Raw genomic sequence first — 20,300 nt, 5'->3', positions numbered from 1 at the left:
GCCCTGAGTCCTGTCCTGAGGAAGGACAGGCCGGCTTTATTCGTCGTCGCGGCGCGAGCCGAAAAGCCCCGTCCTGCGGCCCTTCTTTGCCTCCGCGAGGTCGCGCTTTTCCTGCTCCTCGGAGAGCACGCGGTTGTCGACGCCGGCGGATTTTTCCAGCAGCTCGTTCACCTCGCGCTGGTGCTGCGTCCAGTACTCGGCGTCCGTGATCCCGAGCTTCGAGGGATCGAAGGCGGGATCGAGCCCGAGCTTTCTCTGCGCCTCGTAGTCCCTGAGGCACTTGAAGGCCGGCCCCTGCAGCAGCAGGATCGCCACGAAGTTCACCCAGGCCATGAGCCCGATGCCGATGTCGCCCATCGCCCAAGCCAGCCCCGCGCTCTTGATCGCGCTGTAGGCCGTGCCGATCAGAAACACAATGCGCAGCAGGAAGATGGGCCAGGCGCGCCGCGTCCCGCGGGTGAGGTAAACGACGTTCGTCTCGGCCTGATAGTAATAGGCGAGGATCGTCGTGAAGGCGAAGAAAAAGAGCGCGAACGCAACAAAGGGCGAGCCCCAGCCGGGCATGAGCGACTCCACGGCGGCCTGGGTGTAGCCCGGGCCGGCCTCGACGCCGGCGAGCTGCGTGAGGATCGGGCGGCCGTCGGGCGCGACCACGTTGTAGTAGCCGGTGAGCAGCACCATGAAGCCGGTGGCCGAGCACACGAAGAGCGTGTCGATGTAGACGGAGAAGGCCTGGACGAGCCCCTGCTTGGCCGGGTGCGAGACGGCGGCGGCCGAGGAGGCGTGCGGGCCCGTGCCCTGGCCGGCCTCGTTGGAGTAGATGCCGCGCTTGACGCCCCAGCTCACGGCGCTGCCCAGCATCGCGCCGAACATCGCGTCTGCGCCGAAGGCCGAGGAGAAGATCAGCTCGAGCACGCCCGGCAGCTTCTCAATGTTCACGCCCACGATGATCAGGGCGGCCACGATGTAGATCTGCGCCATGAAGGGCACCACGATGACCGAGAAATTCGCGATGCGCGTGAGGCCGCCGAAAATGATGAAGCAAAGCAGCGAGATCACGACCACGGTGGAGACGTAGACGTTCAGCCCGAAGGCGTTGTTGAAGGCGCTCGTGATCGAGTTGCTCTGCACGCCCGGGCAGAGAAAGCCCGCCGCGAGAATCGTGACGATCGCGAAGACCGTGCCGAAGGCCCGGCTGTGAAGCCCCTTCTCAATATAGAAGGCCGGGCCGCCGCGGAACTCCCCGCCGATGTTCACCTTGTAGACCTGCCCGAGCGTTGACTCGACGAAGGCCGAGGAAGCTCCGAGGAAAGCCACCGCCCACATCCAGAAAAGGGCTCCCGGCCCGCCAAAGCAGATGGCGGTGGCCACGCCCGCGATGTTGCCCGTTCCGACCCGGCCGGCCAGGGTCATCGTAAGGGCCTGGAAGCTGGAGATGCCGGTAGAGCCCGCCTTGGGCTGGAAAAGCAGCCGCAGCATCTCGCCTATGAGCCGCACCTGCAGAAAGCGGCCCCGTAACGAAAACCAGAGCCCGCCCCCGAGGCACAGCGCCACGAGGGCCGGCGACCACACCAGATTGCTTAAGGTCTGTATGAAGCTTTCCATGAGCGAGACTCCCTTGGATGCGCGGCCCGGCTCCGCAGGCCACGGGGGCCGCGGGTCCTAAAGGCTGCATCATTGTTTTAATCTCAAGACGTTTTTTGTTTTAAGCTTACCCGCAGCGCCCCGCGCTGCTGCCTGAGCGGCAGGCGGAAACGCTGAAAAAATCCGCCTTCTGCCCCAAAATACCGAAAACGCGGGATGAAGATTTCGTCCGCCGTTTAAATGGGATAATGGCGGCTTCGCCCCTTTTTCCATCAGCCGGAACCGCGGGGCCCCCTGGGGAAAAAACATCATGACAAACCAAAACCGCTGCAGGGAAAATTTAAAAACCATACTCTACGGCGCGCTCGCCTTTTTGGGCTGCGCTCTCGTCTACCTGCTGCTGATCGCCACCTGCGTGTGGCAGTCCCACTACGGCGTGCAGTCCGAAACCGCGATCGAGTGGGTGCAGGACGTCGTGCTCGGCGCGACCATGGTGTTCTTCTACCTCACGGCCTGGAAGCTGCCTCAGGAGCGGGGCGGGGTCCTGCTGATGGCGGGCTTCATGACCGTGCTCTTCATCCGCGAGCAGGACGCGTACTTCGACCTCATCGTGCACGGCGCCTGGGTCTACGCGGTCGCGGCCTTCCTCGTGTGCCTTTTCTACGTCGTCTGGAAGCGCGGGCTCGACGAGACGCTCGAGGGACTTGCGCAGTTCGTCCGCTCGCGCGCCTTCATCACCATGCTGGCCGGGCTCGGGATGCTGCTCGTCTACTCCCGCCTCTACGGCTCGGACAAGTTCATGTGGCGCTTCTTCATTGAAGACCAGCACTGGCGCTACGTCGCCAAGCGGCTTTCCGAAGAGAGCATGGAGCTCATGGCCTACGCGCTCATGATGATCTCGGCCTGCGGGTACTACATCGACCGCTGCCGGGCCGGCCGCCGGTGATGGCCGGGCCTGAGGACGCCGCAGCTCTCTACCCTGTGCCCGACCTCGGGCCGGGCGAGGTCCACCGCGCCGAAATCACCGTGAAGCGCAGCCGCTTCATCTGCAGCATCGGCCATACCGCGGGGCCCGGGGAGGCGAAGGCCTTCATCGAGTCGGTTCGGCGGGAATTTTCCGACGCGCGGCACAACTGCTGGGCCTACTGCGCCGGCTCCCCGGGCAGCACGGCGCAGGTGGGCGCAAGCGACGACGGCGAGCCTCACGGCACCGCGGGCCGCCCGATGCTCACGGTGCTGCTGCACTGCGGCACGGGAGAAATCAGCGCCGTCGTCACCCGGTACTTCGGGGGGATTCTGCTTGGCACGGGCGGCCTCGTGCGGGCCTACCAGGGCGCTCTGAAGGAGGCCCTCGCCACCCTGCCCACGGCCGAGCGGCTTATCGCGGCCAGGCTCTCCGTCACGATCGAGCACCGCTTCGTCACGCAGTTTCTGAGACTGCTGCCCGGCTACCGCGCCACGGTGGTGAGCCAGAACTTCGGCATGGACGCCGAATACGTGCTGCGGCTGCCCCAAAGCGCCGTCGCCCCCCTGAAGCACGAGCTCACGGAACTCACGGCCGGCGGGGCTCTTTTTGAAAGTGAAAGCGAAGGGGAGCAGGGAAGCTCTTCCTGAGAAGAAGCGCCCCGCCCCCCTTAAAGGAAAGAGCTCTCCCCCGCCGGGCCCGGGCCCGGCGGGGGAGAACGCGCGGGCTTTCAGCCCTTGAGAGCCTTCAGCAGGCTCGAGAGCCGGCCCGAATCCTCCTGGGCGCCCGCTTTTTTCTGGCAGCCCGCCGCGGAGGCCGCCGCGGCCATGCGGCGGCTTTTTTCGGTGCAGGCCCCCATCGCCTCGATCACCGCGCCGCGGAACCCGCGCTGCTCGAGCACCCTCACGGCCTCGATGGTGGTTCCCGCGGGGCTGGTCACCTGGTCTTTGAGGGCGCCCGGATGCAGCCCCGTCTCGAGCACCATTTTCGCAGCCCCCAGGACCGACTGAGCGGCAAACTTGTAGGCCTGCGCGCGGGGCATCCCGTCGCGCACCGCCCCGTCGGCCATCGCCTCGATCAGCATATAGACCCAGGCGGGCGAGGCCCCGCTCACCGTCCCCACGGCGTCCATCAGGGACTCAGGGACGACCTCCACGCGGCCGCAGGTCGCAAAGAGAGCCTGCACCCAGGCAAACGATTCTTCCGAAACGAGCGAATTCGCACAAAGCGCCGTCATGCCCTCGCGCACCAGGGCGGGCGTGTTGGGCATCGCGCGCACGATCTGAACCTGCCGTCCGAAAAGCTCCTCGAGCGCGGCCATCGGCGTGCCGGCCGCCACGCTGATCACCAGGGTCGAGGGCTTCACCACCGGGGCAATCTCCCCGATGACCTGGCCGAGCTTCGCGGGCTTCACCGCGATGAGCAGGTTCTCGGCGCGGGCCACGTCGGCGTTGTCGCCGGACACCGCGATTCCGAGCTTCACGGTCTCGTTTCTCGAGGCTTCAGTCGCGTTCGAGGCGATGATGTCGTTTTTATTCACGAGCCCCGAGGACAGGATGCCAGAGATAATGGCGCGGCCCATGTTGCCGGCGCCGATCACACCCAGCTTCATTGCTTTTCTCTCCTTCTTTACGCAGCGTTCGGGAAAAAGGCCGAGAGGAGGAGCTGCAGTGCGCGCCGCGGGTCTTGCCCCGGTGCGGCTCCCCCTTCTCAGGCGTCCCCTCATTCTATCAGTGCGTCCCGGCCGGGGCTTTCAGAGCCCGGAGGAACCGGCCGGCTCATCCTGCGGCGGGCGCATCGCGCAGCCCACGCTCTTGCCCTGCTCGGCGAGGTAGCCGCTTCCCCAGCGGTACATGGCGGCAAGAATCGGATAGATGCTCTCGCCCATGCGGGTGAGCGAGTACTCGACCCGCACCGGAACCTCAGCGTAGGCCCGCCTCGAGACAAGGCCGTCGGCCTCGAGCTCGCGCAGCTGCCGGGTGAGCATCCGCGGCGATGCGCACTTCACGATCTTTGAGAGCTGGGAGAAGCGCAGCGGCCCCTCCATGAGCCTCCAGACGATCAGGGCCTTGTACTTCCCGCCGATCAGACCCAGGGTGGTCTCCACCGGGCAGTAGGTCTTCACGCCGTCGGGCTCGGCCGGCGAGCGGCCGGCGCAGCATTCGCATCCGTGCTTTTCCATCATGATAAGTATACTTTTTGTAAGTAAATTCCTTTTAAATCATTATTGCTATTTTAACAGCAATAGATAAAATGTCCAAAATCATATGGAAAGACTCAAGGATTAAACCGTGAAAAAGGAGCATTTCCGGGTGACCGGCATGAGCTGCGCCGCCTGCCAGGCCGCCATCGAGCGCACGGTGGGGAAAATGCCGGGCGTTCAAAGCGCCGTTGTCAACCTGCTTGCGAACTCGCTCACCGTCGAGTACGACGAAGCGAAGACTTCAGCCCAGGCGGTCTGCGAGAAGGTCGCCTCGATCGGCTACGGGGCCTCGCCGAAGGACGGGGCGGCCGCGGGCCCCGCCGCCCGCACCTCCCAGGAGCAGGAGGCCGCGCTTGAGGCGAAGAGGCGCTGGCGCGCCCTCGTCGCCTCGGCCGCCGTGTCGCTCCTTCTCATGGCTCTCTCAATGAGCGCCATGCGCGGAGCCCTGCCCGGATTTCTCTCCGGAGTGCGGGGCGCGGTTCCCGTGACGATGACGCTCATGCTGCTCTCGGGGCTCGTCCTCATCATCCAGCGCCACTATTTCGTGAGCGGCTTCAAAGCGCTTTTTTCCGGGCACCCCAACATGGACACGCTTGTCGCGCAGGGCGCGGCCGCGGCCTGGCTCTACGGCCTGTACAGCCTCTACGAGATGGCCTTTGCGCTGGCCGACGGCAGCACCGGACGCGTCCTGTCCCTCTACGGCAACCTCTACTTCGACTCGGCCGCGATGGTTCCCACCCTGGTCGCGATCGGCAAGTACATGGAGGCGCGGGCCAAGTCGAAGGCGACCGAAGCGGTCACGGCGCTGGCGAAGCTGAGGCCCTCGAAGGCCGTGGTGCTGCGCGGCGGCAAAGAGGTGTCGGTCTCGATTGACGAGGTCGTCAAGGGCGATATGCTCATCGTGAAGTCAGGGGAGACCATCCCGGCCGACGGCATCGTCTCCGAAGGCTCGGGCTGGGTCGACGAATCGGCGATCAGCGGCGAGCCGCTGCCTGTTGAGAAGCTGCAGGGCGACGCGATCACGGGCGCGACGCAGCTTCGCTCCGGCCATCTCAGGGTCGCGGTGACGCGCACGGGGCGCGACACGACGCTGTCGCGCATCATCGCTCTCGTCGAAGAGGCAACCTCCACCAAGGCGCCGATCGCACGGCTCGCGGACCGGGTCTCCGCGGTCTTCGTGCCGGTCGTGATCGGGATCTCGCTGCTCACGCTGGCCGCCTGGATCCTGATCCGCGGCGACGTGTCCTTCGCCGTGATGATGGCGATTTCCGTGCTCGTGATCGCCTGCCCCTGCTCGCTCGGGCTCGCCACGCCCACCGCGATCATGGTGGGCACGGGCCGCGCCGCCCGCCTGGGCATTCTGGTCAAGAACGCCCGCTCGCTCGAGCTGCTAGGCAAGGTCGACACGATGCTGCTCGACAAAACGGGCACGCTCACCAAGGGCGCGCCCGAAATCACCGACGTGCTGCCTTCCGATGGAGTCTCGGGCTCGGAGCTGCTGCGGCTGGCCTCGTCGCTTGAAAAACTCTCCGAGCACCCGCTCGCCCTTCCGATCGTCGCGCGGGTCGCGGACGAAGGCCTGGAGACCGTCCGCCTCGAGGACTTCCGCCAGATTCCGGGCGGAGGGCTTGCGGCACGGCTCGGGAACGAGGCTCTGCTTGCCGGAAACGCGAGACTTCTGGAAAAGGAGGGCGTCAGGCTCGATGCCGCCTCGCGCGCGCTCGACGACCGGCTCTCGCGCGAAGGCAAGACGGTGCTCTGGTTCACCCGCGCGGGGTCGCTGCTCGGCCTCATCGCGCTGCAGGATCCTCTCAAGGAAGACGCGGCCGAAGCGGTCCGCGCGCTCAAGGCCCAGGGCCTGAGGCTTGTGATGCTCACGGGAGACCGGGATCTCACGGCCCGGGCGATCGCCGCGAGGGCCGGGATCGACGAGGTCCGCTCCGGGCTCCTGCCCGCGGACAAGGCCTCGATCGTGGCCGAGCTCAAAGCCTCGGGCCGCCGCATCGCGATGGTGGGCGACGGGATCAACGACGCCCCGGCGCTTGCCGCCGCGGATGTCGGCATCGCGATCGGCACCGGAACCGACGTGGCGCTCGGTTCGGCCGACGTCGTGCTCGCCCAGAAGCGTCTCATGGCGCTCGCCGACGCGCGGCGGCTCTCCCAAGCCGTGATCCGCAACATCCACGAGAACCTTTTCTGGGCCTTTATCTACAATACGCTCGGCATTCCGGTCGCAGCCGGCGTCTTCGCGCACTGGGGGCTGGTGCTCAACCCCATGTTCGCCGCCGCCGCAATGAGCCTGTCGAGCGTGTGCGTTGTCTCCAACGCGCTCAGGCTGCGCTTTTTCAAGGGCAGCGGCGAAGCCGCCGCCTGCCCTCCCGCGGCCGCGGGGGAGTGCCCCGCGCGCCCTGCACAAACTTCCAACAACAAAAGGAGTTCGAAGATGTCTCAGACTATTACCCTTTCCGTGAAAGGCATGATGTGCCAGCACTGCCAGGCCCGCGTCAAGAAGGCGCTTGAGGCCGTCCCCGGGGTCGAGGAGGCCGCAGTGGACCTCAAGGGCGCCAGCGCCCGCGTGACCTGCGAGGAGACTGTGAAGGCCGACTCGCTCGTCAAGGCCGTGACCGAGGCGGGCTACGAAGCCTCGCCCGCGCTCTGAAGCGGGAGGCGGCAGCGCCCGGGTCCTCCAAGGGCCCGGCCCGACCCCTGCGGCGCCGGAGAGTTCCGGCGCCTTTTTTTATTTGAGCCCACAGGCTTTGCGGATGCGGCGCGCCCCCCGCCCGGGCGGCCCTTTATGGGTACAATGCCAAGGACAGAGTTTTCCCTGAAGCTCGCTTCAACCCAAACAAAGGAGTCTGATTTGCCACTGCGAGAGCTTTGCGCCGCGGCCGCTGCCGCGGCTCTCATAACGGGCTGCTCCACAACGCCGCCGGTCAACCACTACGTGCAGCCCTCCGAGGGGCAGACCGCTTTCGTGAGGGTGGGCGGCGAAGGCCAGATCGCCGTGAAGGAGGTCACGCAGGACGACGCCGACTTCTGCTTCAGCTGGGAGCCCGAACGCAACCAGGTGCTCTACTACCTCGAAGGCGTGACCAAGTCCGCCCCCGCCTCGCTGCCCTACCAGGGCCGGTCCCTCGGCATGCCCGCGAGCAGCGCCACCCGGCGCTACCCTGACAAAAACCGCTGGGCCGAGATCAAGGTTCCCGCGGGCCGCGAAATCGAAATACAGTACTCCCTGCCCTACGAGCGGATTCCCGGCAGCGCCCCGAAGGTGAAGCTCGGCCCCGACGACGACATGCCCAAGGATCTGTGCGGCATCTGCCGCACGGGCTTCCGCTTTACGCCGAAGGCGGGCGCCTCCTACGAGTTCGCCTTCTCCTGGGGCGGCATCAAGGGCGACCGCACCTGCGGCGCGGTCATCACCGAGCTGCCCGCGGAGTCGATCGTGCGCGTGAGAAGGCTCCAGGAATGCCACCGCATTAATTACGACAACCTGCTTCAGTTCAACCTGAACGGATATTGAAAAAAGAAAAGGATTCCGCCATGCGCCTTTTGTGGATGATTCCGGCGGCCCTCGCGGCCGCCCTGTCGCTGCCAGCCTGCACGACGCTGTCAAACCCAGCGCAGGTGAGCCAGCATCACGTCATGGGCAACATCTGGGAGCGCACCGAAGTCTGGCCCTGGGAGAGCAACCCGATGCGCGTGAAGGAGGGCCTGAGCGATTCGGCCGGCGGCTTCTGCGCGGACCGCAAAATGGGGATGCAGCCGCTCGACAGCGTCCTGATCCAGCCCGAGAAGGACGCGGCGGGCAAGCTCACGCGCGGCGCGGGGGCGAAGCTGCGCTTCCGCTGCATTGAAACATTCAACACCGACTGAGGCGCTGCCGGCAGCCCGCACGGAGGAGACGCTTATGAAGAAAAAAGCGATCGCGGTGATCGACATGCAGAAGGACTTCGTGACCGGCGTGCTCGGCTCGAAGGAGGCCGGGGAGGTGCTGCCGCGGATCGAGGCGCTGCTGCACAGCAACGCGCTCGCGGATGATCCCGCGGAGGTCCTTTTCACCATGGACACGCACGGCCCGGACTACCGGCAGACCCAGGAGGGCCGCAGGCTGCCCATTCCGCACTGCCTGCGCGGCAGCGACGGCTGGAAGCTGTGTGAGCCGCTCGAGCGCTATGCGGCGCTCGCCCCCGTGTTTGAGAAGAACACCTTCGGTTCGGTGAAGCTCGCGCAGGCCCTCGCGGGATTCGAGGAAGTGCTGGTGACCGGCGTGTGCACCGACATCTGCGTGATCAGCAACGCGCTGCTGATCAGGGCCTTTTCGCCCGAGACCCGCATCCGGGTGCGCTCCGGGCTCTGCGCGGGCTCGACTCCGGAGCGGCACCGCACGGCCCTTCTCGCCATGGCAGCCTGCCAGGTCGAAATCGAGGACTGAAAAGGAAAAACGCGCCCCGGCGGAGAAAGCCGGGGCTGGAAGGAGCGCGCCCCGCTGCCAGCAGGCAGCGGGCTTTTTTCAAGCTAAAAAAAGCCCGCCGGCGAAGGCGGGCTGCAGAGCTTTCCGCGGCCCCTTCCGCTCCGCCTTTCCCTCAGAAAGGGGGAAGCGGCGCGGAAAGGGGCCGGAAAAAGCAGCGGAGAGATTCTTCTCTTTCTTCTTATTTTCCGATGTACTTCACAGCGCTTTCAGCCGCGATGCGCCCGCCGTTCACGGCCCAGGCGATCGTCGAGCCGGCCATCAGCAGGTCGTAGGAGTCGCCGTACATGCCGCCCGCGTCGTTGCCGGCCGCATACAGGCCCTTGATCGCGCTGCCATCGGGACGGACCACTTCCCACTTGTCGTCGATCTTGATGCCGCCCAGCGTCCCCAGCGAGGTCGCCACGAGCTGGATCGCGTAGAACGGCGCCTTGCGGACCGGACGGAGGTACTTCGCGTTCTTCGCGAACAGGCCGTCGTGGCGGATGTCGGCGTAGCCGTTGTACTCATCGACGTTCTTCTTGAGCAGCTTCGGATCCATGCCGGTCTTCGCCGCGAGCTCGTCGAGCGTGCCGGCGCGCTTGGCCCAGCCCGCCGCCTCGGCAGCGGCCCATTCCTGGTCGAACTTCGTGAGCTTGGTGGCGACCGGGACCATGACGCCCACGCCCAGGTCGATGCCCTTGGTCTTCATGTAGTTGAGCGTGTCGGAGTCGTACACGACCCACATCTTGCCGCCGTTCCTCTCAAGCGCGTTGCCGGCGAAGGGCCACTCGAGCATCACGGTCTCGTCGACGAAGCGGTCGCCGTGCGGATTGAGCCAGAGGTGAGGCTGCTTGGCGGAGGCGGCCACCTGGTTGGTGGTGCCCACGCCCTTCGGGCCCGGACGGTAAGAGGCCTGAACTTCCGTGCCGTCCTTGTCGGCACCGGCCTTCCAGGCCATCTGGATGCCGTCGCCGGTCTTGCCGGTCTGGGCCAGCCCGTCCACGCCCGGGAAGCGCATGTACTTCTGCATCATTTCCTTGTTGGCGCCGAAGCCGCCGGTCGCGATGATCACGGCCTTCGCGTTGATGGTGAGGCGGCTGCCGTCCTTCTCAGTGGCGATCACGCCGCGCACGACGCCGTCCTTGCCCTGGATCAGGGCGGTGGCCGGGGTGTTGAGCAGCAACTGCCCGCCCTGCTTCACGAAGCGGTCCTGGTACTTCGCGAGCCAGCCCGCGCCGCGGCCCTTGTAGATGTGCCAGGTGTAGAGGCCGTCGGGGTAGTTGGAGAAGAGCTTCTCAAACTCGACGCCGTTCGACTGCATCCAGTCGATCGTGCTCGCCGTCTTCTCGACGAAGGTGCGCACCACGCGGCCGTTGCCGCGCCAGTGTCCGTAGCGCATGATCATCTGGAAGGCCTGGTCCTTCGTAAGGCCGTAGTTCCAGTCGCGCTGCATCTTGGACTCGACGGCCATGATGCCCTCGGAGAACTTGCAGGTACCGCCCGTGATGCCCTGCTTTTCAAGCATGATCACCTTGGCGCCCTTTTCGATGGCGGCCTCGCCCGCGGCGGTTCCGCCGCAGCCCGCGCCGATCACGACGATGTCGGTGCTGAGCGTGCGGTCAGCAGCCAGCGCGGGGGTCGCAAACGCAGCGGCGAGCGCCGCGGCGAGAATGACGTTCCTGCATTTCATTTGGTCTCTCTCCTTTGGAATTAATTCGGGTTCCCCCGCCGGACTTACTCCCGGCGGCTTGTTTAATTATCTGGAGAGAGGCCGGATAATAATGTAACGTCTTATACAAAAATTTACAGGTCCCGGGACTTGAGTTACAGTTTTGCACGGACTCACCCCCGAAACCTCCCCTGAGGCCGACATGCGTTTGATTTTCCAGAGCCTTCCCTGGGTCGCGCCGGCGGTTCCCGAGCCCATCGCGCAGCTCTACCGGCGCCGCGGCGTGCTCCTGAACGTGAAAAAGCGCGACGTGCTCAAAAGCGGCGGGGAGCACCCGAAGTGCTTCTTCCTGCTGCGGGGGCTGTGCGCCTACGAGATTCCGAACCTCGTGCGCGGCAGCGCCTCCACGCTCTCGCTGATCGTGCCCGGGCGGAGCATGTGCGACATTTCCGCCGCCGTCGACGAGCGGGTGAACGTGCGCACCCGGGCCTGGCAGGACAGCGTGGTGCTGGCGATGCCGCCCGGGACGCTCGAAGAGGAGGCCGCCCGCAGCCCGGAGTTCGGGCGGGCCCTGATGCATGACATCACGGCCAAGGAGGAGTCGCACATCGAGGGCATGGCGGCCAATTTCTCGCTGGAGCCCGAGATGCGGCTGCGCGTGCTCTTCAAGGTGCTGCTGGCCGTCTACGGGCTGCCGATCCGGCAGGAAGGAACGGTGCTGCCGCTGCTGCTGAACAACTCGCAGCTCGGCTCGATCGTCAACCTCACCCGGGTGAGCGTGAGCCGGATCCTCGCGGGCTGGCAGCGCGCGGGGCTCATCGAGAAAAGCGGCAGGACCATCATTGCGCGCGCTCCGCTGTTCGAGCCGGTCTACGACTGGCTCGACGGCCCGGGGCGCTCCGTCTGCACGAAACTCGAGAACTACCGGCCTTCGGAGCTGCGGCCGATGGCGGACTGAAGCCCCGCGCGAAAGGGCGCAGGGCTCTTTGCGGGCTAAAGCGCGAGACCGTCGCGCACTTCCCCGGCCTTCTGCGCGCCTTCGAGCGCCTCAAGCAGAGCGAGCGCGAACTCCGTGGCGACTCCCGGGCCCCGGCCCGTGATGATGCGGCCGTCGCGCTCCACCCGGGCGCCGGTGGCCACGGCGCCGCCAAGCTTTTCTTCAAAGCCGGGATAGCAGGTCGCGCGGCGCCCCCGCAGCAGCCCGAGGGACCCGAGCACGTAGGGCGCGGCGCAGATCGCCCCGATCCAGCGCCGGGGATCGGCCGCAAACTCCAGCAGCTTCGCGCGAAGCGGCTCCGAGCGGCAAAGGTTTTCCGCGCCGGGCCAGCCTCCCGGAAGAACGAGCATGTCGGCCGAATCCCAGCGGGCCTGGGCGAGCGAGAGCTCGCAGAGCACCTTCACACCGTGCGCGCCCGTGCGCTCAAGCCCTTCGCCCAACGAGACCATGTCCACCTGCACGCCTCCCCGGCGCAGCAGGTCCACCGCCGTGAGGGCCTCAATCTCCTCAAACCCGTCGGCAAAGAAAACGCTCGCTTTGGACATCCTTACCCCCCTGTGCTGAAATAAACGAAACCAACCTGTGAAGGACGCCCGTCCTTCCCTTACGAGCTGATGATACAAGGGAGGGAGGGCCCTCGAAAGGCCGGGCAGCAAAAAGGCGGCCTGCCCTTTTCCGGGGCGAAGCCGCCTTGTGCCGCTCAGGGCCTTTGAAGGCCCCGGGCTTTGGGCTCTGAAGAATCAGAGCGCGCGCTCCTTCATGAAGTCGTCAAGCCCCCTGACCGCCTCGCGCCAGGCGATGTCGCGGTAGTTGTCGCGGCCGCTGTCGGAGAACGCCCTGCAGGTCTGCCGGGCCCTGGAGGCCAGCCCGTAGCGCCTCACCGCGAGCGCGGCGAGCGAGTCATGGGCAAGTCCCTTCTTTTCATTCATTTTCTTTTCCATCATTTTTTATTACCTTCTTGTTTTTGTACCGCCTGCTTTACTGGCGGAGAGATTGAACTGCTGCTGTCTTGGAACCATGCCCATTGTGCCCGCCACGGATGGCGCTTCCATGACAGCAATCTGTCAAAAGCGTGACAGAGGGGCGGGACCGAGAGGCCGGCGCGAGCAAAAGAGACGCCGGCGCCCCCTGCCGGAGGCTTCAGGTACTGGAAGGGGAACTTTTACGGAGCGCCGGCCTGCTGACGCAGCGGCCGGCGGTGGATTCCGTCCGATTCACCTGAAACCGGGACGGGGTGGGATGCCTTCTAAGACAAGGCTAATTGTACCCCCTCAAAGCCCCGGGCGGAGTTTCCCTAACATTTGGTTTCAAAATAAAAAAAGCCGGGAATGCGGTGACGGCTCCCCTTCAGTTGAAGCCCCGCTCCCGGCTGTTGCGCCTCACCGCAGCCGCCCCGGCCCGAAGGCCGGAGGCCGGCGCCCGGACGTCAGTACATGCCCATCCTCTTTTCAGAGAGCGAAATGAAGATGTTCTTCGTCTGCGTGTAGGCGTTCAGGATCGACAGGTAGGTCTCGCGGCCGATGCCCGACTCCTTGTAGCCGCCGAACGGAGCGTGGGCCGGCAGCTCGTTGTAGGTGTTCACCCACATGCGGCCGGTGCGCACGCCCTTTGCGACGCGCAGCGCCCGGTTGATGTCCTGCGTCCAGACCGCGCCGCCCAGACCGTACTTGGAGTCGTTCGCGATCGCAACGGCCTCCTCCTCGGTGTGGAACGGGATCACGACCACCACCGGCCCGAAGATCTCCTCCTGGGCCACGCGCATGCTGTTGTTCACGTTGGTGAGGATCGTGGGGGCGACAAAGCAGCCCTTGTCCAGGCCGTTTTCGGTGAGGCGGCGGCCGCCCGTGAGCACCGTGGCGCCCTCCTTCCGGCCTATCTCGACATAGTCGAGAATGGTCTTCACCTGCCTCTCGTCGACCTGCGCGCCCATCTGCACGCCCGGCTCCCAGGGCAGGCCGACCTTCACGGACTCGAACTCCTTCTTCAGCGCCGCAACGAACCGGTCGAGGATCGTGTCCTGAACGAGCAGCCTCGAGCCGGCGCAGCAGACCTGGCCCTGGTTGAACAGGATGCCCATCTGCGCGCCTTCGATCGCCTTGTCGAAATTGCAGTCGTCAAAGACGATGTTCGCGGACTTGCCGCCCAGCTCGAGCGTGGCGGGAATGATGCGCTGCGCGGCGGCCAGCCCCACGTTGCGGCCCACCGAAGTGGAGCCCGTGAAGGCGAGCTTCGCGAAGCCCGGGTGGTGCAGCATCGCCTCACCCAGCACGCGGCCGGAGCCCGGCAGGACGTTCACGACGCCGGCGGGGAGGATCTCCTTCAGGAGCTTGGCCAGCTCGAGAATGCTCAGCGGCGTGGCCGAGGCGGGCTTGAACACGATCGTGTCGCCGGCCGCAAGCGCCGGGGCGAGCTTCCAGCAGGCCATGAGGAAGGGGAAGTTCCAGGGCACGATCTGGCCCACCACGCCGATCGGCTCGTGGAGCACGAGCGAGAGCGTGTTCTCGTCGATCTGCGCGGCGCGGCCCTCGGCCGCGCGCAGCGCCCCCGCGAAATAGCGGAAGTGGTCGGAGCCGGCCGGGATGTCGATGTTTTTCGTCTCGCGCCAGGGCTTGCCGTTGTCAAGCGACTCGATTTCAGCCAGGCGCTGCGCGTTAGCGTCAATCGCGTCGGCGATCTTCAGCAGCAGCCCCGCGCGGTACGCGGCCGATGTGCGGCTCCAGGTCTTGAAGGCCTCGTCGGCGGCCTTGACCGCACGGTCAAGGTCCTCGGCGGTGGCGGCCGCCACGTCGGCCAGCTTTTCCCCGTTGACCGGGCAGTGCGAGGCGAAGGCTCCGCCGTCCGAAGCCTTCACGAATTCGTTGTTGATGAACAGACCGTAGAAACTGTCGCAGATGTTGTTCATAAATCCTCCAAAGGAGCATCCGTTGTGATTCGAAAGGCGCCCTCGCGCCCTGTCGTCATGAAAAAAACAATAACCTTCGGGGATAAAATAAATTTGATTTAAATCAATAATTCGATGTTCTGGAGAAAACTGTTAACTTTATGTTTTTATGTGTAAATACTAAATAACTAGACCTTAATGATTAATTTTTAATAAGGGTTTACATGTAACTTGTTTGAATGACGAAAGACGCCCGGCCGCGGGACCGAGCCTTGAGGGATGGCGCACGCGTTGCTTAAAATCGCGCATACGCTGCCCCCGGCGAAGGCCGCCCGGGACCGGAACACAAACCCCCAAGGAACTGAAGAAAAAATGGAAATCACTCCCTACGCGGCGGGCTGGCTCTCGATACTGCCCCCGATCATCGCGATCGGACTCGCGCTCATCAGCAAGGAGGTGCTCTCCTCGCTGCTGCTCGGCATACTTTCCGGGTCGCTCATCTGGGCGCTCGGCACAGGCGCCAACCCTGTCATGGGAACCGTCTCCTCGACCTTCGGCGTGATGGTCGCGAAGCTTGACTTCACCATCATCCTTTTTACCTCGATGCTGGGCGCGCTCGTCTACTGCATTTCGCTTTCGGGCGCGACCAAGGCCTACGGGGCCTGGGCCCTGTCGCGCATCAAGACGCGGCGCGGGGCGCTGCTTTCCACCACGGGGCTCGGGATCTGCATCTTCATCGACGACTACTTCTCCTGCCTCACCACCGGCACGGTGATGCGCCCCGTGACCGACGCGCACCACATCTCGCGCACCAAGCTCGCCTATCTCGTGGACACCACGGCCGCGCCCGTGTGCATCATCGCCCCGGTGTCCTCCTGGGCCGCCGCGGTAGGCTCCTCGCTCAAGTCGACGGGGGCCTTCAGCAACGACCTCGCCGCCTTCACCGCGGCCATCCCCTGGAACTTCTACGCGATTCTCGCCATCGCGCTCGCGATTTTCATCAGCTGGACGAACTATGACTTCGGCCCGATGCGCCGCTTCGAAAAAGAGGCGATGGAAGGCCGCTCGCTCGGGGCCGGCCGCGGCGTGGTGAACTCCGACGCGCTCGAGCGCGCGGGCACGAAGGGGCGCGTGTGCGACATGGTGGTGCCGATCCTCGCGCTCATCGGCTTTGCGGTCTTCTCCCTGCTTTATGTGGGCGGCTACTGGGGCGACGATCCGAAGTACCACACGATCGTGGAGGCCCTCGGCAACACCTCAGCCTCCAAGGCCCTCGTGTGGGCCTGCTTCGGAGCGCACGTCGTGGCGCTGCTCATGTTCGTGCCGCGCGGCGTGCTCTCCTTCCGCGAGTACATGAACGGATTCGTCGAAGGCGTGAAGGTGATGCTGCCCGCCAACATGATCCTCGTGCTCGCCTGGGCGCTCTCGGGAGTGTGCCGCGACATGCTGCAGACGCCGCAGTTCATCCAGGGTCTGGTCCAGTCGGGCTCGATGGCCGCGATTCTGCTGCCCGCGGTGATCTTCCTCGTGGCTGCGTTCCTCTCGTTTTCGACCGGCACGGCCTGGGGCACCTTCGGGATCCTGATTCCGATCATGATCCCGATCGCCCAGAGCGTCGCCCCCGACATGATGATCGTCATCCTTTCGGCCACGCTCGCCGGATCCGTCTTCGGAGACCACTGCTCGCCCATTTCCGATACCACCATCCTGTCCTCGGCGGGCTCGGGCTGCAACCACATTGACCACGTCTCGACGCAGCTGCCCTACTCGTGCACCATCGCGGCCTGCGCCTTCACGGGCTACCTCGTGGCGGGGCTCACGCACGGCAACTGGGCGGCCTCCTTCGGAACGGCCGCGGTGCTGCTTGCCGCGGCCTCCGCGGCGCTGCACTTCTACCACCGTCCGGCCCGGGCAGGCAGCGGCAGGGCATGACTTCCGCCTCGGACTCCCCGCAGGTCGTGAGCCGCAGCCTCACGCGGCGCTTCAGGCGCACTGCGGGAGTCTTTCTGCTGGCCGCGGCGGCGGCCGCCGCGCTTCGCTTTCATGCGCTCATCACCCCGGTTCCCAAGCCGCAGGGAGGCGGCGACGAGGCCAGGCTGCGCGCGGAGTTCCACAACAGCCGGGCCTGCGCGATCATGGGCGACGCGCTCTGCCAGGAGCAGCTCTCCTTTTTTTACTTCGAGGGGGTCGGCACCCGGCGCGAGCCCGTCAAGGGCATCTGGTGGCTGATCCGCTCCTTCAACAACGGGAATCCGAGGGCCGCCTTCGACGTGGGCCGCATCCTGCTCACCGGGGAGCACGGCGCGCACAAAAACCAGCGCTACGCGATCTGGTGGCTCAAGCGGGCCTCGGAGGCGGGCTCCGCGAACGCTGAAAAGCTCCTCGGGGACGCCTACCGGCACGGCTGGGGAGTGCCCAGGAACCTCGAAACCGCCTCAGCCTGGTACGTGCTGTCGGCCGAACACGGCAATCCCGAGGCCGCCCGGGAGCTGCGGACGCTCTTTTTCACGCGGCAGTAAGGAAGCGCAGGCGCACCCCGCCGTTCAGCGGCGGACTTCGAAATGGTCGAACAGCGGCCGCAGCTTCTCCTGCAGGCCGTGCGACGGATAGTCGGGCGGGCAGTTCGAGAACAGCGCCTCGGACTCGAGCCCCGGGGGCTGCCTGAAGGGCTGCAGCGCAAAGCTGCGCACCCCCGCCTCTGCAAGCGACTGCCCGATCTCGAGCAGCGCCGCCTCGGAAAGAAAGTCCGGGTGGCAGGTCGTGCGGCACTCAAACGCCACCCCGCTGCCCAGCAGGAGCTCGAGGCAGCGCTTCGTCCTCGGCGCCCCGCCCTCGGCGCGGATGATCCTCCGGAAGCCGGCCGCGTCGCCGAGCGGAGCCTTCACGTCAAGCCCCACCCAGGCGAGCTCGGGCAGTATCCGCTCGAGCACGCGCGGGTAAGCCCCGCAGGTGTGCACGGCGGCGAGAAACCCCATCTTCCTCACTTCGCGGATCGCGGCGGGAAGCGCCGGATCGGCCAGCGGCTCGCCGCCGGAGAAAACCACCGCGTCGAGCAGCCCGTGCCGGCGGCTGAGGAGCGACTGCAGCTCCTCCCAGCTCGAGTGCTCGTAGCGCGGGTCGAACCTGAAGGGCCTCAGCCACGGGTTCTGGCAGTACACGCAGTCCCAGGGGCAGCCCTGCAGGAAGGCGACCGCGGAAAGCCGCCCCGGGAAGTCGATCGTCGTAAAGGGCGTGATCGCTCCCAGCCGCAGCGCACGGGCCTCCGGGGCCCCGCCCTGCAGAGAGCCGCCCTGCGCTTCGCACCCGGCCGGCGCGCGGCCTTCCCCGCCGTCCTCGCTTGTCGTCATCGGCTGGCGTCCTCGTTGTTTTCAGTCGGCTCCGGCCGCCTCAGCCGCGCGGGCCTTCTTCTTCGCGAGCAGCTCCGCGTCGCAGATCGGGCAGTAGTCGTGCCGCCCCGAGATATAGCCGTGCTTCGGGCAGATCGAGAACGTGGGGGTCACGGTGATGTAGGGCAGGCGGAAGTTCGTGAGCACCCTGCGCACGAGGTCGCGGCAGGCCTCGGCCGAGGAAACCGCCTCGTTCATGTAGAGGTGCAGCACGGTGCCGCCCGTGTACTTTTTCTGCAGGTCGTCCTGCATCTCGAGGGCGAGGAAGGGATCGTCGGTGAACCCCGCGGGCAGCTGGGAGCTGTTCGTGTAGTAGGGGTGGTCCGGGGTGCCGGCCTGCAGGATGTCGGGGAAGCGCTTGCGGTCCTCCTTGGCGAAGCGGTAGGTCGTGCCCTCGGCCGGCGTCGCCTCGAGGTTGTAGAGGTGGCCGGTTTCTGTCTGGAACTCCACCATGCGCTCGCGCACGTGGTCCAGGAAGTCGAGCGCGAACTGATGCCCCCAGTCATCGGTGATGTCGTGCTGATCGTTCGTGAAGTTGCGGATCATCTCGTTCATGCCGTTCACGCCGATCGTCGAGAAGTGGTTGCGCAGCGTACCGAGGTAGCGCTTCGTGTACGGGAAGAGCCCGGCGTCGATGTGCCGCTGGATCACCTTGCGCTTGATTTCGAGCGAGTCGCGGGCGAGCTCGAGCAGATGGTCAAGCCGCCGGTAGAGGCCCTCGCGGTCGTTCTTGAAGAGGTAGCCGAGGCGGGCCGTGTTGATCGTCACCACGCCCACCGATCCGGTCTGCTCGGCCGAGCCGAACAGCCCGTTGCCGCGCTTGAGCAGCTCGCGCAGGTCGAGCTGCAGGCGGCAGCACATCGAGCGGATCATGTTGGGCTTCAGGTCGGAGTTGATGAAATTCTGGAAGTAAGGCAGCCCGTACTTGGCCGTCATCTTGAACAGCAGCAGCGTGTTCGGGCTGTCCCAGTCGAAGTCCTTCGTGATGTTGTAGGTCGGGATCGGGAAGGTGAAGACGCGCCCCTTCGCATCGCCCTTCATCATGACCTCGATGTAGGCGCGGTTGATCATGTCCATCTCGGGCTTGAGCTCGCCGTAGGTGAAGGGCTGAACCTCGCCCGCGATCACCGGGTGCTGGCCGCGCAGGTCCTCCGGGCAGACCCAGTCGAAGGTGAGGTTGGTGAACGGGGTCTGCGTGCCCCAGCGCGAGGGAACGTTCAGGTTGTAGATGAGCTCCTGGATCGACTGCAGCAGCTCCTCGTAGGACACATGGTCCTTGCGGACATACGGGGCGAGATACGTGTCGAAGGAGGAGAACGCCTGCGCGCCCGCCCACTCGTTCTGCATGGTGCCCAGGAAATTCACGATCTGGCCGGTGGCCGACGAGATGTGCTTCGGGGCTCCCGCCTCGACCTTGCCGGGCACGCCGTTGAGGCCCTCCTGCAGCAGCGTGCGCAGGGACCAGCCCGCGCAGTAGCCCGAGAGCATGTCGAGGTCGTGGATGTGGATGTCGCCGTTGCGGTGCGCGAGGCCCACCTCCGGGGGATAGACGGCGTTGAGCCAGTAGTTGGCGATCACCTTGCCCGAGACGTTGAGGATCAGGCCGCCCAGCGAGTAGCCCTGGTTCGCGTTGGCGTTGACGCGCCAGTCCAGATGGTTCAGGTACTCATTGATGGAGCTTTCCACGTCCACCCAGGAGTGCTTGGCGTTGCGGCTCTTCGCATGCTGCTCGCGGTAGACGATGTAGGCGCGCAGCGTGTCGAAATACCCGGCCGCGAAAATCGACTTCTCGACGGCGTCCTGCACCCGCTCGATGTCGGGCGTGAGGGTCTTCAGGGCGCGGATCCTCGGCATCACCTCGCGCACGGTGAGCTCCCGGGCCTGCTCGGGGCCGATCTCCCCGGTCGCCTTGCCTGCCTTCGTGATCGCGATCACGATCTTGTCCGGGTCGAAGCTCCGGATGCTTCCGTCGCGCTTGATGATGTGAAGAGGCTCCTGAACCTGTTCCATGGATAGGGCTCCTTAAGAGAAAATTTTATCTTTTAAAATCGAAGAGTTAATCTATTCAAACACAATACTTAGTGTTTTATTGCCGTTTATTATCTAAATATAGTGTTAGCAAAGACAGTCTGATAACTATAACATGCGGGCGGGGAAACGACT

18 protein-coding genes are annotated in these 20,300 nt (G+C 65.4%); 9 read left to right on the top strand and 9 right to left on the bottom strand.

All coding sequences use genetic code 11. The annotated features are described in order from the left end of the window. Positions 1-36: 36 nt before the first annotated feature. Positions 37-1,605 (bottom strand): alanine/glycine:cation symporter family protein, encoded by a 1,569-nt coding sequence (locus MUN46_RS06515; RefSeq protein ID WP_243377099.1) that lies wholly within the window; start codon positions 1,603-1,605, stop codon positions 37-39. Positions 1,606-1,894: 289 nt separating this feature from the next. On the opposite strand from MUN46_RS06515, the gene MUN46_RS06510 reads away from it, so the two are divergent. Then, positions 1,895-2,530 (top strand): hypothetical protein, encoded by a 636-nt coding sequence (locus MUN46_RS06510; RefSeq protein WP_243377098.1) that lies wholly within the window; start codon positions 1,895-1,897, stop codon positions 2,528-2,530. Next, on the top strand, positions 2,530-3,198 hold the full coding sequence (locus MUN46_RS06505) for a YigZ family protein (RefSeq protein WP_281069881.1): 669 nt from the start codon (positions 2,530-2,532) through the stop codon (positions 3,196-3,198). Before MUN46_RS06510 ends, MUN46_RS06505 begins: the two co-directional genes overlap by 1 nt. A gap of 80 nt (positions 3,199-3,278) precedes the next feature. On the opposite strand, the gene proC is transcribed toward MUN46_RS06505, so the two are convergent. Next, positions 3,279-4,160: a pyrroline-5-carboxylate reductase gene (gene proC / locus MUN46_RS06500; protein ID WP_243377097.1), complete on the bottom strand. Its 882-nt coding sequence runs from the start codon at positions 4,158-4,160 to the stop codon at positions 3,279-3,281. A gap of 141 nt (positions 4,161-4,301) precedes the next feature. Further along, positions 4,302-4,733: a winged helix-turn-helix transcriptional regulator gene (locus MUN46_RS06495; RefSeq protein ID WP_243377096.1), complete on the bottom strand. Its 432-nt coding sequence runs from the start codon at positions 4,731-4,733 to the stop codon at positions 4,302-4,304. 106 nt (positions 4,734-4,839) lie between these two features. Here MUN46_RS06495 and MUN46_RS06490 point away from each other — a divergent pair, with 106 nt between their 5' ends. From MUN46_RS06490 to MUN46_RS06475, 4 genes are all read left to right on the top strand, one after another. Continuing rightward, complete coding sequence (locus MUN46_RS06490) at positions 4,840-7,410, top strand: heavy metal translocating P-type ATPase (RefSeq protein ID WP_243377095.1); 2,571 nt, start codon at positions 4,840-4,842, stop codon at positions 7,408-7,410. A gap of 201 nt (positions 7,411-7,611) precedes the next feature. Beyond that, positions 7,612-8,274 (top strand): hypothetical protein, encoded by a 663-nt coding sequence (locus tag MUN46_RS06485; protein ID WP_243377094.1) that lies wholly within the window; start codon positions 7,612-7,614, stop codon positions 8,272-8,274. A 20-nt stretch (positions 8,275-8,294) separates the two neighbouring features. Next, the gene (locus MUN46_RS06480; RefSeq protein ID WP_243377093.1) at positions 8,295-8,627 is read left to right on the top strand and encodes a hypothetical protein; all 333 of its coding nucleotides are present in this window, start codon (positions 8,295-8,297) and stop codon (positions 8,625-8,627) included. 34 nt (positions 8,628-8,661) lie between these two features. Beyond that, entirely contained in the window at positions 8,662-9,186 is a 525-nt protein-coding gene (locus MUN46_RS06475; RefSeq protein ID WP_243377092.1) for a cysteine hydrolase family protein, read from the top strand. Positions 9,187-9,403: 217 nt separating this feature from the next. Here the strand turns inward: MUN46_RS06475 and MUN46_RS06470 are convergent, their stop codons facing one another. Continuing rightward, on the bottom strand, positions 9,404-10,894 hold the full coding sequence (locus tag MUN46_RS06470; RefSeq protein WP_243377091.1) for an FAD-dependent oxidoreductase: 1,491 nt from the start codon (positions 10,892-10,894) through the stop codon (positions 9,404-9,406). Between the two features lie 181 nt (positions 10,895-11,075). On the opposite strand from MUN46_RS06470, the gene MUN46_RS06465 reads away from it, so the two are divergent. Then, positions 11,076-11,831, top strand: a complete 756-nt coding sequence (locus MUN46_RS06465) for a Crp/Fnr family transcriptional regulator (RefSeq protein WP_243377090.1) — start codon at positions 11,076-11,078, stop codon at positions 11,829-11,831. Positions 11,832-11,866: 35 nt separating this feature from the next. Here the strand turns inward: MUN46_RS06465 and MUN46_RS06460 are convergent, their stop codons facing one another. From MUN46_RS06460 to MUN46_RS06450, 3 genes are all read right to left on the bottom strand, one after another. Continuing rightward, positions 11,867-12,415 (bottom strand): DJ-1 family glyoxalase III, encoded by a 549-nt coding sequence (locus tag MUN46_RS06460; RefSeq protein WP_243377089.1) that lies wholly within the window; start codon positions 12,413-12,415, stop codon positions 11,867-11,869. Between the two features lie 195 nt (positions 12,416-12,610). Continuing rightward, positions 12,611-12,814, bottom strand: a complete 204-nt coding sequence (locus MUN46_RS06455; RefSeq protein ID WP_285230574.1) for a hypothetical protein — start codon at positions 12,812-12,814, stop codon at positions 12,611-12,613. A gap of 482 nt (positions 12,815-13,296) precedes the next feature. Further along, positions 13,297-14,772 (bottom strand): aldehyde dehydrogenase family protein, encoded by a 1,476-nt coding sequence (locus tag MUN46_RS06450; protein ID WP_243377087.1) that lies wholly within the window; start codon positions 14,770-14,772, stop codon positions 13,297-13,299. A 351-nt stretch (positions 14,773-15,123) separates the two neighbouring features. Here MUN46_RS06450 and MUN46_RS06445 point away from each other — a divergent pair, with 351 nt between their 5' ends. Together MUN46_RS06445 and MUN46_RS06440 are read left to right on the top strand one after the other, a co-directional pair. Beyond that, on the top strand, positions 15,124-16,683 hold the full coding sequence (locus MUN46_RS06445; protein ID WP_243377086.1) for a Na+/H+ antiporter NhaC family protein: 1,560 nt from the start codon (positions 15,124-15,126) through the stop codon (positions 16,681-16,683). Then, positions 16,680-17,270, top strand: coding sequence for a tetratricopeptide repeat protein (locus MUN46_RS06440; protein ID WP_243377085.1), 591 nt, complete (start codon positions 16,680-16,682; stop codon positions 17,268-17,270). Before MUN46_RS06445 ends, MUN46_RS06440 begins: the two co-directional genes overlap by 4 nt. Before the next feature lie 24 nt (positions 17,271-17,294). Here MUN46_RS06440 and MUN46_RS06435 read toward each other — a convergent pair whose 3' ends face one another. Both MUN46_RS06435 and MUN46_RS06430 read right to left on the bottom strand, forming a co-directional pair. Then, a complete protein-coding gene (locus MUN46_RS06435; protein ID WP_243377084.1) occupies positions 17,295-18,098 on the bottom strand; it encodes an anaerobic ribonucleoside-triphosphate reductase activating protein in 804 nt (267 codons plus the stop codon). 21 nt (positions 18,099-18,119) lie between these two features. Beyond that, positions 18,120-20,147, bottom strand: coding sequence for a ribonucleoside triphosphate reductase (locus tag MUN46_RS06430; protein WP_243377083.1), 2,028 nt, complete (start codon positions 20,145-20,147; stop codon positions 18,120-18,122). Positions 20,148-20,300: the final 153 nt, after the last annotated feature.

This window comes from Mesosutterella faecium (assembly GCF_022809315.2).
In the GTDB taxonomy this organism is placed as follows: Bacteria; Pseudomonadota; Gammaproteobacteria; order Burkholderiales; family Burkholderiaceae_F; genus Mesosutterella; species Mesosutterella faecium.
Note: the sequence above shows the minus strand (reverse complement) of the source record. Positions and strands in the feature narration are given on the sequence as shown.